Origin of the sequence: Bradyrhizobium sp. USDA 336 (assembly GCF_044908355.1) — a bacterium.
GTDB classification, from domain to species: Bacteria; Pseudomonadota; Alphaproteobacteria; order Rhizobiales; family Xanthobacteraceae; genus Bradyrhizobium; species Bradyrhizobium yuanmingense.
This window is the reverse complement of sequence record NZ_JBIYDC010000002.1, coordinates 7638770-7653722: the sequence shown is the minus strand read 5'-3', so window position 1 is coordinate 7653722 and position 14953 is coordinate 7638770. Positions and strand designations below refer to the sequence as shown.

Annotated in this window: 11 protein-coding genes and 4 pseudogenes; 6 read left to right on the top strand and 9 right to left on the bottom strand. The window is 60.6% G+C overall.

Annotated features, from left to right (window positions below):
* Positions 1-115: 115 nt before the first annotated feature.
* The 5 genes from ABIA45_RS36675 to ABIA45_RS36655 form a co-directional block, all read right to left on the bottom strand.
* Positions 116-1585, bottom strand: a complete 1470-nt coding sequence (locus ABIA45_RS36675) for a M81 family metallopeptidase (protein WP_404655304.1) — start codon at positions 1583-1585, stop codon at positions 116-118.
* 332 nt (positions 1586-1917) lie between these two features.
* Positions 1918-2394 carry a hypothetical protein gene (locus tag ABIA45_RS36670; RefSeq protein ID WP_404655303.1) on the bottom strand — a complete coding sequence of 159 codons (477 nt, stop codon included), beginning with the start codon at positions 2392-2394 and terminating at the stop codon, positions 1918-1920.
* Positions 2395-2518: 124 nt separating this feature from the next.
* The gene (locus ABIA45_RS36665) at positions 2519-3136 is read right to left on the bottom strand and encodes a reverse transcriptase domain-containing protein (protein WP_404655844.1); all 618 of its coding nucleotides are present in this window, start codon (positions 3134-3136) and stop codon (positions 2519-2521) included.
* On the bottom strand, positions 3079-3405 hold the full coding sequence (locus tag ABIA45_RS36660; protein ID WP_404655302.1) for a hypothetical protein: 327 nt from the start codon (positions 3403-3405) through the stop codon (positions 3079-3081). The genes ABIA45_RS36665 and ABIA45_RS36660 overlap by 58 nt, the downstream gene beginning before the upstream one ends.
* Complete coding sequence (locus ABIA45_RS36655) at positions 3372-3656, bottom strand: hypothetical protein (protein WP_404655300.1); 285 nt, start codon at positions 3654-3656, stop codon at positions 3372-3374. Before ABIA45_RS36655 ends, ABIA45_RS36660 begins: the two co-directional genes overlap by 34 nt.
* A gap of 800 nt (positions 3657-4456) precedes the next feature.
* On the opposite strand from ABIA45_RS36655, the pseudogene ABIA45_RS36650 reads away from it, so the two are divergent.
* Positions 4457-5655, top strand: a pseudogene (locus ABIA45_RS36650) (IS256 family transposase).
* 88 nt (positions 5656-5743) lie between these two features.
* Here ABIA45_RS36650 and ABIA45_RS36645 read toward each other — a convergent pair.
* Positions 5744-6076: a hypothetical protein gene (locus ABIA45_RS36645; RefSeq protein WP_404655299.1), complete on the bottom strand. Its 333-nt coding sequence runs from the start codon at positions 6074-6076 to the stop codon at positions 5744-5746.
* 355 nt (positions 6077-6431) lie between these two features.
* Between ABIA45_RS36645 and ABIA45_RS36640 the strand changes: the two genes are divergently transcribed.
* Complete coding sequence (locus ABIA45_RS36640; RefSeq protein WP_404655297.1) at positions 6432-7274, top strand: fumarylacetoacetate hydrolase family protein; 843 nt, start codon at positions 6432-6434, stop codon at positions 7272-7274.
* 211 nt (positions 7275-7485) lie between these two features.
* Complete coding sequence (locus tag ABIA45_RS36635) at positions 7486-8343, top strand: D-amino-acid transaminase (RefSeq protein ID WP_404655296.1); 858 nt, start codon at positions 7486-7488, stop codon at positions 8341-8343.
* Between the two features lie 466 nt (positions 8344-8809).
* Here the strand turns inward: ABIA45_RS36635 and ABIA45_RS36630 are convergent.
* A pseudogene (locus ABIA45_RS36630) lies at positions 8810-9084 on the bottom strand (aldehyde dehydrogenase family protein); the annotation flags it as partial.
* Between the two features lie 512 nt (positions 9085-9596).
* Here ABIA45_RS36630 and ABIA45_RS36625 point away from each other — a divergent pair.
* Positions 9597-10934, top strand: a pseudogene (locus ABIA45_RS36625) (IS5 family transposase).
* A 220-nt stretch (positions 10935-11154) separates the two neighbouring features.
* Here ABIA45_RS36625 and ABIA45_RS36620 read toward each other — a convergent pair.
* Positions 11155-11622 carry a GNAT family N-acetyltransferase gene (locus ABIA45_RS36620; RefSeq protein WP_404655295.1) on the bottom strand — a complete coding sequence of 156 codons (468 nt, stop codon included), beginning with the start codon at positions 11620-11622 and terminating at the stop codon, positions 11155-11157.
* A gap of 403 nt (positions 11623-12025) precedes the next feature.
* Between ABIA45_RS36620 and ABIA45_RS36615 the strand changes: the two genes are divergently transcribed.
* The gene (locus ABIA45_RS36615) at positions 12026-12811 is read left to right on the top strand and encodes a 2OG-Fe dioxygenase family protein (RefSeq protein WP_404655294.1); all 786 of its coding nucleotides are present in this window, start codon (positions 12026-12028) and stop codon (positions 12809-12811) included.
* Between the two features lie 468 nt (positions 12812-13279).
* Here the strand turns inward: ABIA45_RS36615 and ABIA45_RS36610 are convergent.
* Positions 13280-13483 (bottom strand): annotated as a pseudogene (locus ABIA45_RS36610) (transposase); the annotation flags it as partial.
* 240 nt (positions 13484-13723) lie between these two features.
* On the opposite strand from ABIA45_RS36610, the gene ABIA45_RS36605 reads away from it, so the two are divergent.
* Entirely contained in the window at positions 13724-14944 is a 1221-nt protein-coding gene (locus ABIA45_RS36605; RefSeq protein ID WP_404655293.1) for an IS110 family transposase, read from the top strand.
* Positions 14945-14953 lie beyond the last annotated feature (9 nt).

Genomic DNA, 14953 nt, shown 5'->3' with positions numbered 1-14953 from the left:
GGAGCGATCGTAGACGTATCCTGCACCAGGCTTTCGCTAAGGCTCTTACCCGGCAGCGGTTTATCGCCTTCACCGCACGGCCTCCACCCCTTTGGCAGAGGTACCACCGTCCCTCTCAAATGATGAGACCAGGGCTGGTCTTTTCGTCGAGCGGCCAAATCGGACGCCTGACACGAGTGTAGGGAATTTTTCGGCAATCACGGTTCAAGGCGCCATCGCTATCGATGTGGATAACCTTCTTGGCGATCGGACCATACTCCGCCATGAAATGGTTGGTCGACTTCACGACCACGATTTTCTTAGCGAGCGGTTCGATTCCAACGTTTCGGAAGAGCTCGAGACCGAACGCTTGGGTCCGGGTGCTGGCGAGCACTATCTCGACCCCACCTACGCGCACCGCGGCGCAATCCCCGAGCGATGACCGGCTTGAACCGTGACTCTGCCAGCAATCGCGCCTGAGCCCGACAACAGTCACGATAGCATCGATCGGCACGCCGGAGGCAGGGCCGATCTTGCCACCGAAACGCAGCGGGAACTCAAACCCCTCGCCGGCATCGAAGCAGAGCCGCACCGCGATGGGGTCCCAGATGGGACCCACTGCGGCCCTCTCGACCTGACGCTCGATGAGTTGGCGTACGATCGTCGTGTTGTCGGAAGGCGCGCCGCCGCCGGCATTATCGGAGGGATCGGCTATAACGACGGGCTCGCCGTCGAATTCGGTGGCAGCGTCAATCCCGCCATCGACGGAATAGTATATCGGCTCGGTCTGGCCCCGCATTGAGATGAACTCTTCGCCGACCTCCGTTGCAAGCGCATCGCCCCTCGCCTTGTCCTTGTCCATGACGACAAGGATGCGGCTGCCCACCTCCGGTACGTCAGCCAGGTTAAAGCCATGACCGATGGAAATCGACAGCACGCCATCGTTGCCCTCCATCGCCTTGACCCGGTCGACAAAGCCGCGCATCAACGGCAGCGTCGTGGGATAGACCCCCAGCTGCCGGCAGTCATAGAGGGACATGACGGGCCTCACCTGCCCTCGCAGCGTCTTCAGCACGATGTCAAGCACGTCTTCGGCGCGCTCCACCATGTCTGTGTGGGGAAATTCCTTGTAGAGGACGATGACGTCGGCGGACGTCACGCGCTTCGCCGTCAGATGGCAATGCGGATCGAGCTCGACGCCTATGACGCATTTCGGACCGACGAGGGCGCGCACACGCTCCAGGATGTCGCCTTCGACGTCGTCATAGCCATGCGCCACCATGGCACCGTGTAGGCCCAGCAGCACGCCGTCGACGGGCAGTGCGTCCTCAAGCTGAGCCAGAATCTCGTTGCGCATGAACTCGTAGTCGCGCCGATTCGTTGTGCCGGCTGGCTGGGCCGCAAAGCAACTCCCTTCGATGAGGGTGAAGTCCTCGGCAAGTGCCCTACGGCGCGCCACCCAGAGCGGCTCCGACCCGAATACCGGCCTTTCCTGGGGATGCTCGCCGGGCCGCAGGAAGACGCACTCTTTGTAGGAGTCGAGGCTAGTTGGCATAGGCGAGAAGGTATTGGTTTCAGTTGCAAGCGCAGCGGCAAACAAGCGCATGGACGTAACTCCCTCGATTTTTTTGCAAAAGATTGTGAGTAGTCCCGGCCGACCCCAGCGGATCCACTTCCTTGAACCCCGCCCTTCGCGCGACCTTGGTCAGCCGGAAAGCTGTACGGGTCGAATATCGCCGAGCGCTAAGGTTGGATTTGGCCGATTTGAGGCTTCATACGGCCGAAATGCTGCGCTTAATCGAAGACTATGCAGCTTGAATATTCGTCACCTTTGGCTCAGCGAGTGGCGAGAGGCGATCGAACGCTCGAGGGGCACGGCGCATCGCTGCCAGCGAAGCCAGCGTTCAGGCGGCTCAGGCGTTCAAACTGCGCAAAGATTTAGACAGACCTGAACCATTCTGCCATGGTGCTCTTCCGACGCCGCTTGAGAGCTACACCGTCGTGCTCTATCCACCGCGGACAGAGGAACGCGACAAGCGCCCTGCGAACGCCTGTGTCACCGGTTTGTATTTGCGCGTGATGAAGCAGATAGGCATCTGAGCGTCCTTCGTAGCGGCCAAACCCTACCTCCTGCTTGAGCTCCTTATAGTCCCGGTCGATGCGCAAACACAGCTTGGCAAGGTCGACGAGACGCTCGAAGCGGATGGTCTTCGGCAGCGTCGCGCGCCAGTATTTTGTGGGCGCTGCTTCACCTTCCGGCCATTTGATCAACAGCCACTCCGGGGACAGCTTCTCGGCGACCAGCTTGTTGTACCCGACACGGACGCGCTCACGTGCAAAGCGCGAGGACAGCTGGCTGGCTGAGCCTTCCCGCCACGTCACCGTGCGCCAGGCCTGCTTCGGCAGAGCAAGCATCACTTCCTTGGCCGAGACCAGACCGGGCTCGTGGCGTCAGCAGGTATTACTCAGCGGTCTGTGCAGGCGGCTTTCCCGCACCCGGCTCTTCCCGAGGGTATCCCGCGTCATATCCGCGCCTGCGCTATGTGCGAGTGATGCGTGGAGTTGGCAGGCGGAAGCGTGCCGTCAGGGTCTCGAACTCCGGCCAGCCCATGCGCCGACTTTTCTGGCTGCGCCGCCTCAGACAACGCAGCCAGGTTCGACGCACTTCGCGGTAGAAGCCGTTGAGCGCTGGATAGTTGTGCGGCCTGCCATAGTAGCCATAGTGCCCGCGCAGTACGGCGGCGAACCACTCGTGCTGCTTGGCCAATGGCGCGTGCATGAGCCGCCAGGCGTCCTGGCGCAACGCCGTCAGCTTGCGCGTCAAGCGTTTCCCTTCCGTCTTGTGCTTCACGATGAACCGGCCATCTTGGGTCCGCACGCAGTAGTGGGTAAAGCCGAGGAAGGCGAAGGTCTCTGGCCGCCGCTCGCCCCGCCGCTGACGCGAGAGGGCCGCGAACCGGCCAAACTCGATCAGCCGCGTCTTGTTCTCATGGAGCGTCAGGCCGAAGCTGGCCAGCCGCACCTTGAGAGCCAAGAGCATTTCCTGCGCATCGGCCTTGCTCTCGAATCCCATGACGAAGTCGTCCGCGTAGCGCGCGATCACAATGCGACCGCGTGCATGGCGACGACGCCATTGGTGGACCCAGAGATCGAGGATGTAGTGCAGGAAGATGTTGGCAAGGAGCGGGCTGATGCCCGCCCCTTGCGGCGTGCCCTGTCCGTCTCTTGCTTCTCGCCGCTCTCAAGAACGCCAGCTCGCAGCCACAGCCCGATGAGCTGCAAGATGCGAGGATCGGCGATCCTGTGCGCCACCATCCGCAACAGCCACTCGTGGTCGACCGAGTCGAAGAAGCTGCGTATGTCGGCATCGAGCACCCAGTTCACGTGCTGGCTCATGATCGCCGTATGCAGAGCATCAAGCGCCATGTGAGATTCCGCCCCGGCCGGAAGCCATAGGAGAACCCGAGGAAGTCGGCCTCGTAGACGGCGCTCAGCACCTCGGCCACCGCGCTTTGGACAATCTTGTCCTCGAGCGCTGGCACGCCGAGAGGCCGCTTGCCGCCATCGGCTTTGGGGATGTAGACGCGCCGCACCGGCGGTGGCCGGTAACGACCGGTGTGGACTCGTCCGCAGAGGTCGCGGAGGTTATCCGTCAGCCCCTCTTCGTACCTCGCCACCGTTACCCCATCGACCCCCGCGCTGGCTTGCCGCTTCTGTCGTCGAAACGCCCGAAGCAGAGCGGCTTCATCGAGATGGTGCAGTAGAGCCGTGAACCGGGTTGGGCAGCCTGCCTGGCTGCCGCGTTCACCCGCTTGAGGTTCGGCGGCAAGGCAACCCGGCTCTGTGTCCGGACCCTGGCCTCCTCGCGCAGGCTCCCCTCGGGCTGGTCTCTTCCCTCCATGCGTCTCGTTACCTTCGACGACTTCACAGGTAGTATGGATCAGTCCGACTCCCGACCTCAGCTCGGACCGCGGCTCTGGCAGTGCCTTGCCGCTGTCCCCCACTGGAGACCAATCCAATGGACCCGGTCGGGCCTCTCATGTTCCGATGATTATCTTCCATGCGTGATCCGGCCATCGACCCCGACGGAGCGGCATCGTCTCGCATAACGACGATGCTCATGCTGTCTTCGTGACTAGGGAACACACTCGGCCTCCGCGAACATCCACCTTTCGAGGCTCATTCCCGCACCCCGCACGACTCCTGTCTACACTTCGGACCCCAGCGTTGCCGCAACGCCCGCAAGACTCGGTCCCGGCTTGCCTGCTACGGCTTTGGCCGGATGGGACTTGCACCCACAAGCAATCATCAGCTTGGCATGACGTACTCCCGGGTGATGGTGTAGCTCGGTAGAGCAAAGCCGTCCGCACGCGCGCCCTCCCATGGCGCCGTAGCGGGCGGGCGGCTTTGCGGTGGTCACCGGCAGTTCCCCGGTAGGGTCGGGTTGCTGACACCAACCGGATTCGAGGAACCACCGATGACCGATGAGATGATGAACCTCCGCACGCTCGTGGAGAAGACTCCTGATGCGGATCTGCTGCGCGAGATGATCGGCTTTGCTGCCCAGCGCCTGATGGAGCTAGAAGTGGAAGGCCAGACCGGGGCCGCCTACGGCGAGAAGAACCCCGAGCGTCTGGCGCAGCGCAACGGCTACCGCGACCGGACCTGGGAGACCCTGGCCGGCACGGTCGAGCTGCGCATTCCCAAGCTGCGCAAAGGCTCCTACTTTCCCGGCTTTCTGGAGCCGCGTCGGATGGCCGAGAAGGCGCTCACCGCCGTGGTGCAGGAAGCTTATGTGCAAGGAGTCTCGACCCGCGCCGTCGACGATCTGATGCAGGGGATGGGCATAAGCGGCATCTCCAGGAGCGAGGTCTCGCGGCTGTGCGCGGAGATCGACGACAAGGTGAAGGCGTCCGTCGCTCGCCGATCGGGGGCGATTGGCCGTATCTGTGGATCGACGCCACCTGCGTGAAGGTGCGCCAGAACGGGCGCATCGTGTCGGTCGCGGTGATCGTCGCCGTCGGCGTCAACAGCGGTGGCCGGCGCGAGATTCTCGGCATGGATATCGGCCCCTCAGAGGCCGGGACGTTCTGGACAGCAATCCTGCGCAAGCTTGCACGACGCGGCCTGCGCGGCTTCAAGCTGGTCGTCTCCGACGCCCATGAGGGCATTAAGGCCACCGTCGCCAAGACGCTCAACGCCTCCTGGCAGCGTTGCCGCGTGCACTTCATGCGCAACGCGCTGGCCCATGCCGGCAAGAGCGGACGGCGTGTCGTCTCCGCCTTCATCGCCACTGCGCTTGCCCAGGACGATGCCGAGACAGCACGAGCGCAATGGCGGAAGGTCGCCGATCAGCTCCGCCCCAAGCTACCCAAGCTCGCCGGCTTCCTCGACGAGGCCGAGACCGATGTGTTGGCCTACACGACGCTCCCGCCGCAGCACCGCACCAAGCTGCACTCGACCAACCCGATCGAGCGCCTCAACGGCGAGATCAAGCGCCGGACCGAGGTCGTCGGCATCTTCCCCAATGAGGACGCCATCGTCCGCCTCATCGGCGCGATCCTGCTCGAACAGAACGATGAATGGGCCGTCCAGCGCGCCCGTTACATGACGCTGGAAACCATCGCCCCGTTGAGCGATGATCCAACCGTCAGCCTCCCGGCTATCGCCAGCTGACCAATCCGACTCTTGCCGGCGAACGCGGTGTCCCACCGCCAGTTACACCAGGCTCAGGGACACGATCCTCCAGCGCCGCGCGATTGGTTCACAGCCGGGTTGGCTCCCGTGTAAGCCTAACGAACCCTCCTTCGGCTAATTCGGCTTTGTAGGCCCGCCCGTTAAGTAGAATTGTGGTGGAGTTATCTGCGGCCGGTATGAAACCTTCGTTACGCAGCTTGTCGATTAAGACAGGTGTGGCCCATTGCTGTGATTGCGGCGTTCCGAAGCGGCGGTTCTCCGAGAAGAAGGCTCCGAAGTCCGGCACGCCCGCCCGGCCGACCCCAAACACTTGGTCCTCCGCAGGGTTATGAACAAGACGAACGCGATTGGACGGATACAAACCGGCGGTGTAGCGGTGACCTTGGATTTCATAGATCATCGTCGGGTAACCAAGGCGCTGCCGATGCCATTGTCAACTCGTGTTAGAGAGGCGATACCTGCCGACCCCCGCACTTGGCCTGACTTTCCTGAGACTTTCATGTCGATCTTGATGATGCTTCCAGCGGCTGGAATCCGCCTCGATAACCCGTAGAAGACGCAGAATTTCTGCATCGATACCTCGGCTTTGCAGGAAACAGCGCCGCCCTCCTTATTAAAAGCAGTAGAAGGTCCGATCTTCCAAAAGATCGTGCTTAGGTTCTGCTATTGGTCATCCGCAAGTGGGGTGCGGAGGGGCTGCTCGGACTGCTGGTGACGCGCTCGGCGCGGCGACCATCCCGAAGGAGGAGGCGAAAATGAAGCTTGTTCGTTATGGTGAACATGGGACGGAAGAACCGGGCCTGATCGACAAATCTGGCCAGCTGCGCGATCTGTCGGCGCATCTGAAGGACCTGACCGGAGAGGCCTACTCACCGGAATCCCTGAAGAAGCTGGCCGCGCTCGATCCCGCCTCCCTGCCCGCCGTCTCCGGCAAGCCGCGCTTCGGCGCGCCCGTCACCGGCATCTCGAAATTCGTCGCCATTGGCCTCAACTACAGCGACCACGCCAAGGAAACTGGCGCCGCGATTCCGACCGAGCCGATCATCTTCATGAAGGCCAACACCTCGCTGTCGGGCCCGAATGATCCCGTCGAGAAGCCGCGCGGCTCGACCAAGCTCGACTGGGAGGTCGAGATCGCCGCGATCATCGGCACCCGCGCCAAATACGTCTCGGAAGCCGACGCGCTGAACCACGTCGCCGGCTATTGCGTGTGCAACGACGTCTCCGAGCGCGCCTTCCAGATCGAGCGCCTGGGCCAGTGGACCAAGGGCAAGTCGCACGACACGTTCGGCCCGCTCGGGCCGTGGCTCGCCACCAAGGACGAGATCGAGGACGTGCAGAACCTGTCGATGTGGCTCGACGTCAACGGCCAGCGCCGACAGACTGGCTCGACCAAGACCATGATCTTCTCGATGGCCAAGTGCATCTCCTATGTCTCGCAGTTCATGACGCTCCTGCCCGGCGACGTCATCACGACGGGCACCCCGCCCGGCGTCGGCCTCGGCATGAAGCCGCCGACCTTCCTCAATGTCGGCGACGTCGTCACGCTCGGCATCGAAGGCCTCGGCGAGCAGCGCCAGGAGATCGTGGCGGCGTAATTTCTCTGTAGAGAGCGGTCGAACATGCCAGCTCGAGATCGCGAGAGACTTTCACTGAATATCAGCCCAGCCAATCTTCCCAGCGCGGGTCGGCGGTGACGGCGGCCATGGTGCTAACGGACGTTTGCACGCAGAGAATGACCGCGCACGCCTGGAACAGCGCAGGGGCTGGTGATAACGCGCCTCACAACAAAATACATAGGAGCATCAAGTGGACTCGATTGCTTATGTTAATGGATCCTTCGTGCCGCTCTCAGACGCTAAAGTGTCGATACTCGACCGCGGCTTTATGTTCGCCGACGGCATCTACGAGGTTTCGGCGGTCCTCGACGGCAAGCTGATCGACAACGCATCCCATCTGCGACGTTTGAAACGTTCCGCAGCTGAGATTTCGCTGGAGCTACCTCAACCTCTAGAGCGGATCGAACAAATTCAGAAGGAGTTGATTGCGCGCAATAAGCTGAAGAGCGGAATAATTTATCTGCAGGTTACGCGTGGTGCCGACAAAGGGCGTGACTTCCCATTTCCGCAGGGCATTCGACAAACACTTATCATGTTTACGGCTGCGAGTGATTTGATCAATGCACCCTCTGCCAAGTCCGGCATTGCTGCGATCTCCGTGCCGGATCTCCGCTGGGCGCGTCGGGATATAAAAAGCGTCGCGTTGCTCGCGCAAGTGCTGGCAAAGCAGGCCGCCGCGTCAGCGGGGGCGGGTGAAGCCTGGATGGTAGAGGACGGCATGATCACCGAGGGCGCTTCATCATCGGTTTTCATCCTGACACACGACGACGTGCTGGTCACGCGGCAGAATGGCAATGAAATATTGCCGGGATGTACCCGCCAGGCGCTCGTCAGGCTTGCCGAAGAACAACGATTGCGTGTGGAGGAGCGTACATTTTCAGTTGCTGAGGCGCTCACCGCAAAAGAAGCGTTCATCACCAATTGCGCCGCGTTTGTCCAGCCTGTCGTGTCGATCGATGGCAAGTCGATCGGAGACGGCCGGCCTGGCCCGATTGCGAGACGATTGCGCGAGATCTATGTCGATTTTGCGCGTTCAACCGCTGTATAGAAGCGGCAGTTGTTCCTTTCGATTTCACTGCTGGCATAGAGCGGAGGCAGATCGAGAACTGTTTTACACTGAGTGCGCATCGACATCCTGAAATGATCGCATTAACCTTCTCAATTTGCGTTGTGTTAGCTGTAAAAGCTAAAGGCAGCACGATCCCGACGGCAAACCCAATTTTTTTTGCACATCGGCGATTCAGTATTCGCAAGCGCGGTAACTCGCGCCTGATCCTAGAGTGGAGGAATGGACGACCCGACCGAAATTCAGGCGCATGTGAACGGCAGTCATAAAAGGAGCTGGCGGCGAAACTCGGCTTGTCAGAGCGACGGCACGTTGTGAACCGCAGTCCGCGCTTCTGACACGCGGAGACATCCCTAAGACTTACCATCTCGGATCCAACCGCCGGACATTTTGTCGCGAATGCGGCGACACGCGCCGCCAGGATCGCGGAGCCGCGATCTTTGTCCGTCTTCATCGTCGGCATAAGGAACTCAGCTCCAGAGCGAATGCCGGTAGGCCACCGTGTCTTCAACTTGGTGTCGTACCCCTCGGGCTCATGCATGTGATCATCAAGGAGGGACGCCTTCTATCCACCAAACGAGTCGAATGCCATCGGAACCGGGATCGGCACGTTGATGCCGACCATGCCGACTTAGATTTGCCAGATTCGCGTGTGGCATCTCGGTTCCTCGTAGAGATGGTTTTACCATTGCCAAACTCGTGCGCATTGATCATGTCGGCGGCCTCGTCGTTCATATCGGTTATGACATTGGCGCCCGCAGCGAGGATGGGGAAGCGATTCTCGCTTTCACGCCGATTCAAGTTTTCCTGACCCGTGAGGGGCAGCCTTCGTATACCGCCACGCATACCTGCGTCGCCAGTGAGGATCGAGATCCTGACGCTGCTCGAAATCACGATCGTCGCCACTGCGAGCGCTCGAGAGCCAGTTGCAGCTACCGTCAACGCGATACTACAGCCGCCCTGAGCCCGAAGTCGACGGTGATTCTAGCGTGGCAGCCTGTTGACGGAGCGGCGGGAGCAGGGCCCATCATTCCGAGCGCCATGGGGTCGCGATCGGCAATAGAATGTCGTCCGTGAAGACCGGCTAAACGAGTGAGCTGGGATTGCATTATTCGTTGTGGCCTGTTTTTGGGATTGCAGGGTTTTGATGCTTCGGGCATCGGAACCCTGCAATTTCGTTTTGAGGATTCCATCGAAACGCCAGTCATGATTCCGTCCTTGCATCGGAGGCGGCGATGCGACCGAAGAAGCCCAAAGCGACGGGATTAGGCGATCTGTTCCGGGCCGGGCTGGACCAGATCATCAACATAAAGCACGAGCTGGTTCAGCTCGCCGGCAAGGTCGACTGGGACTGGATCGACGGCGAGATCGCGCCGCTCTACAGCGAGAACGGTCAGCCGGGGAAACCCGCTTCATGATCGGGCTGCTGCTGCTCAAGCACATTTACGGCTTGTCCGATGAGGGGGTGTGCGAGCGCTGGGTCCACGACCCGTATTTCCAGTACTTCACCGGCGAAGAATTCCTTCAGCACGCGTTCCCGCATGAGCGCTCGGACCTGAGCCACTGGCGCAAGCGGCTTGGCGACAAGCTGGAGCTGTTGCTGGCCGAGAGCCTGCGGGTGGCGCACGAGGCCGGCGCGTTGCGCAGCCAGGACCTCAAGCGGGTGACGGTCGATACCACCGTGCAGCCGAAGGCCATCACCTTCCCGACCGGTGCCAAGCTGCTGCACGCGGCAATCAAGGGGCTCAACCGCCTGGCGAGGAAGCACGGGGTCAAGCTGCGGCAGTCCTATCTTCGCATTGCCAAGACCGCGGCGATGATGGCGGGACGCTACGCCCACGCCAAGCAATTCTCGGCATCAGCGGCAGTTTCGCATCCTGCGCAGCCGGCTGGGCCGGATCATCCGCGATATCCGCCGCAAGATCGAAGATGAGGCCGTGCTCGAGAACGCCTTCGCCCTCCCGCTCGGCTGGGCCTCGCAGATCCGCTCGCAGCAGCAGCGCCAGCGCGGCTGGAAGCTTTATTCCTTCGATGCTCCAGAGGTCGAGTGCATCGGCAAGGGTAAGGCCGCCGCGCCCTACGAGTTCGGCGTCAAAGCCTCCATCGTCCCAACAACCGCCGTGCTCCTGGCGGCCTGTTCGTGCTGCACGCCATGGCGCTACCCGATAACCCGTACGATGGTCACACCTTGGACGTCATCGACCGCACCGAGACACTCACCGGCTGTGCGATCGAGCGGGCCTATGTCGACAAGGGATACCGCGGCCACGACGCGCAAATCCCTCGTCGCGTCTTCATCTCCGGCCAGAAGCGCGGCGTCTTCGGTGTCATCAAGCGCGAGCTGCGCCGCCGCTCCGCCATCGCGCCCATCATCGGACACCTGAAGACCGATGGTCACCTCGGCCGATGCTAACTCAAAGGCTGCCTCGGCGATGCGGCTAATCGTCATCCTCTCCGCCGTCGGTCACAACTTCCTCCGTGTCCTCGCCTGGCTGAGGGCTCTTTGGTGCCTCATCCTGGGCACCCTCATCGCGGCCCCCAGCGACTGCTCACCGCTCAAATCGGTTTCTTAACGGACGGCTAGAATAAGTACATCCAACAGCCGCAACTTCAACCCTCAACTAGGACCGCTGTCGACGCAGATCTCAAGGTGAGACCGCGTCGTGGGGCTCGTAATCGACAAAGCCCGGTCGTTCCATGACGCCGAGATCGCGATCGACAACAGCGGCTCGGCGCCTTCGATTGATCCGGTTTGGAGCTTTCTCAAGCCAGAGCCAGACCGCTAACCAGGCATTAGGCAAGTGACTTCATGTAGAGTGCAAGCGGGTGCGTGTTACCAGGAAAATGCTCGTCGGTCAGGTATTGAAATCCCATTGCTTCATAGAACCGACGCGTACCCTCGTACGGCTTGACCTTGCTACGCACGTGATGGGTCCAAACAAGCAGGAATCTAAGTCTATCCGCAAGCGCGGCGTCGCAGGCTGCAGTGATGAGTGCACGACCGATGCCGGAGCGGTGGCGAGCCGGATCGACTCCCAACCAGAAGATCTCAGCCGCGAGCGCGCTTTGCTTCTTATATATGAGCAAGCCTTCGGGCTTGTCGTCGAGCCGCGCAACGTAACCAGGTAGCACCTCTGCTTGTTCGGCGTACGACAAGCTTGGCTCGCCTTGTCTGAACCAGCCTGGGAGCCGGACAGTCAAGCTTTGCTGAATGCCTCGCTTCGCTATAGGGTCGGACTCAAGTGATACGGTGATGGTCATTGTGTTCCCTTTCTAAGCTTCGTCTGCCGAAGCGACTACGGATCAATGCTTTGGTCAACGACCAACGGATAGTGGTTTCGTTTTCCCGTGGCGGGTTGGACAACTAGTTTGGATGCGATTTGGCGAGGGTTGCTAACAAGCGGGTTCCCTATTGGTAGCCCGTGATCAAGTATCCAGAGTAGCACGAAGTAAAGAGTTGGTGGGAGCACTCCTCATTTGACAATTTGCGATGCCAGACTCAGAACTGGTAGTTGGCACGTTGAAGCAATGCGTTCATACCAACACCGGAAGCCATTTTGCCCTGAGCCAACTTGCTCTGAGCTACCCGTCCATGCGTGCTCAGACACTTAGCTCTTGCTGGCGGCGGGTTTCCCTGGACACACTCGCGACGAAAGGACAGATCATGATTGGGGTGGAGCGCGTTTCCACGGAGCTCGCGCGAACTGGATATGCGCGCCTCGACGCTGCCTTTTTCACCGGCGAAGGGCCGGATGGAGACGCAGCGCGTCGGAAGTTTGCGGAGAGTTGCTGTGATCTTCCGCCTGACGAGCACGGCCTTGGCGCAAATCGCTACCGAAGGCACGGCCTGTTCATAGTCTTTCCTTGGAATGGTACAATGGTTCCAATTCCGTCCCATTGGGATGAAGCAGGACGACGATTTGTGTCCCACTATTTGCAAAGCGCTGGGGCCAACCCAGAGCACCAGGGGAAAGTAAGGTCTTTCGCTCCCCTCACCGAGGAGCAACGAAACAGCTCGTTCCTGCAGAAGGTGATCTGGTCGTGCTTGCACGTGACGCCATTGAGGAACGTACCGCAACCAGTTGCTGTTGGTTGCCACATTGTCCGATTGGTAGCGAAGCCCGGCTCACCCGCTATGGCGTCGCCCAATTGCATTCACCAGGACCACGAACCGTTCACATTCGCGGCTTTAATCGAACGACGGGGGGTAATCGGCGGTGAAAACCTTATCGCGGCTCCCGAAGCAGCAAACCAGCATCCCGACGAGGTCGAACGCAGTGCTATAATTGCGCGGTTTACGTTAGAACACCCGTGGGATGGCTGGGTCGTCGACGACAAGAAGGTCTCCCACTATCTCTCGCCGGTTGAGATCGCTGCAGGGTATGATGAGGGCCACCGTTTAATCCTTTTGGTCGATTTCACCCCGATGATTCCAGCGACCCAAGCTTAATTTACGTTTGGGTGTGCCGCGCGGCATACGCGCTGCGCACTCTCTGAGTGGAAAGGGTGTCAAAGCAAAAGGGACCGTGAAGCCACCGAGTGATTTAGACCATCGGCGAAATAACCCGGATGCCTGAAGACCGCGGAAATTGACGACGTCATTACCGGGAGCGGTAGAATGGGGCAGCCTACTCCAGTAACTACCAATCGTTCGTTAGTCTTTGCTATGATCATTGAGTCTGATTTGAAATCTCCTCGGATCACAGAACTACTGCACTCACGCATTTGGCGGGCGCACTGCGTTCAACGTATTCTTCATCCCTACAGGGGGCTCTCCGAGGAACGATTTATTATGTTGCTGTCGATACTGGGCAGTTGACCTGCCACTGATTTTTCATCCAGCAGCGGTTAGAGTCTCGGGGTTTTTTGCAGCGAGGCCGAACTTTGGACCATTCAGAACTAGAGTTTTTCGCCGTAATCACGTTGGCGGGCTGGATGCGCCAACGTTGTTTTGCAGCAAAATCGGCGGTCGATTGCCGATCGTGCCATGGGGCCGCTCTTCATTGTAGTATCTGCGCCAAGTCTCCACTTTTTGCTGGGCGTCCGCAAGGGACAGGAACCAGTGAGCGTTGAGGCATTCGGCCCGGAAGCGGCCCTTGAAGGCCCCGATGAACGCGTTATCCGGCATGATGTAGCCGGTGTCCCGTGTTTCCAGACTCGATCTAGCCCATTAGCGTAGACCGATCCGGGCCTCGGGGCACCGGGAGCACGCAAGTGCGGGCAGGCCGTCGCACTGACATGAACTGCGAGTTCGAGGTCGTTATCTGGCCGCCCCTGCGACTAGCCCGGATGCGCTGCGAGCGCGGATCCGTAATTGTCGTGTTGCCCGCAGCTCCCTTTCGCACTGACCATGGAGGGAGAGATGCGCATCATTGGCATGGACATCCATCGCGTGGCGGCCGAGGCCGTGGCGCTGCTCGAGGGACATCTAACGAAGCTCGGCCGCATTCCCATGACTCGTGACAGCTTGGAGGCTTTCGCCAGGAAGGAACTCACCCATGATGATCACGTGGTCGTCGAGGCGACTGGCAATGCCGCGGCCGTTGTCGAAGTTCTGGCGCCGTATGTCGACCGTGTTGTCATCGCCAACCCGAAGCAGGTGCGGTTGATCGCGCACGCAAAGATCAAGACGGATGCGATTGATGCCGCCGTGCTCGCGAAGTTGTACGCCACCGGATTTCTTCCGGAGGTCTGGGTACCCGATCAGCGCACTATGGCCCTGCGACGGCAAGTTGCGCGCCGTACACAGCTCGTGCGTCAGCGGGTACGCTTGAAGAACCTCATTCAGTCGATCCTTCACGCCCACCTCATTCCGCCCTGTCCACACCTCAACCTTGTAGGGATCAGCGGTCGCAGGTGGATCGCCGCCCAGATGGTACCTGCCGACGAGCGTGCCGCAATCGAGCGGCACCTGGCGCAGATCGACCTGATCCAGGGTTCGTTGAAGGAGGTCGAGGCGGATATCGCGCGTGAAGCGATGTCCGATCCGATCATTCGGCGGCTGATGACGCTCCCGGGTGTGGATATGACGGTGGCTTCGGGCGTGGCCGCGGCCGTCGGCGACATTCGGCGCTTTGCCGATCCGACCAGGCTGGTGAGCTACCTGGGGCTAAACCCGAGCGTAAGGCAGTCGGGCGAGGGCTCCGCCTACCATGGCAGGATCACCAAGCAGGGCCGCGGCCAAGCTCGCGGAATGCTCGTCAAAGCAGCATGGGCTGTAGCCCGTTCGCCGGGACCGCTGCGTGCATTCTTCCAGCGCGTGGCTTCACGACGCGGCAAGCACATCGCGGCAGTCGCGACGGCGCGGAAGCTGGCGATGATCATCTGGCATATGCTGACCAAGAGCACTGACTACATCTGGACCAGACCGGCCCTGCTGGCGCGCAAGTTCCGGAGCATCGAACTGCGCGCTGGATTACCCACCAGCCATGCCAAGCGTGGATCGGCCTATGATTACAACATCCCCGCGAAGAGGGCTGAGGAACGAGCACGCGTGGAATCCGCCGAGAAGGAGTACACGAGGTTCACGTCGCGGTGGCGGGCAAAGCCACGATCCCGACACAGCAAGGCTTCCGCGACATAGGGCTTGCGA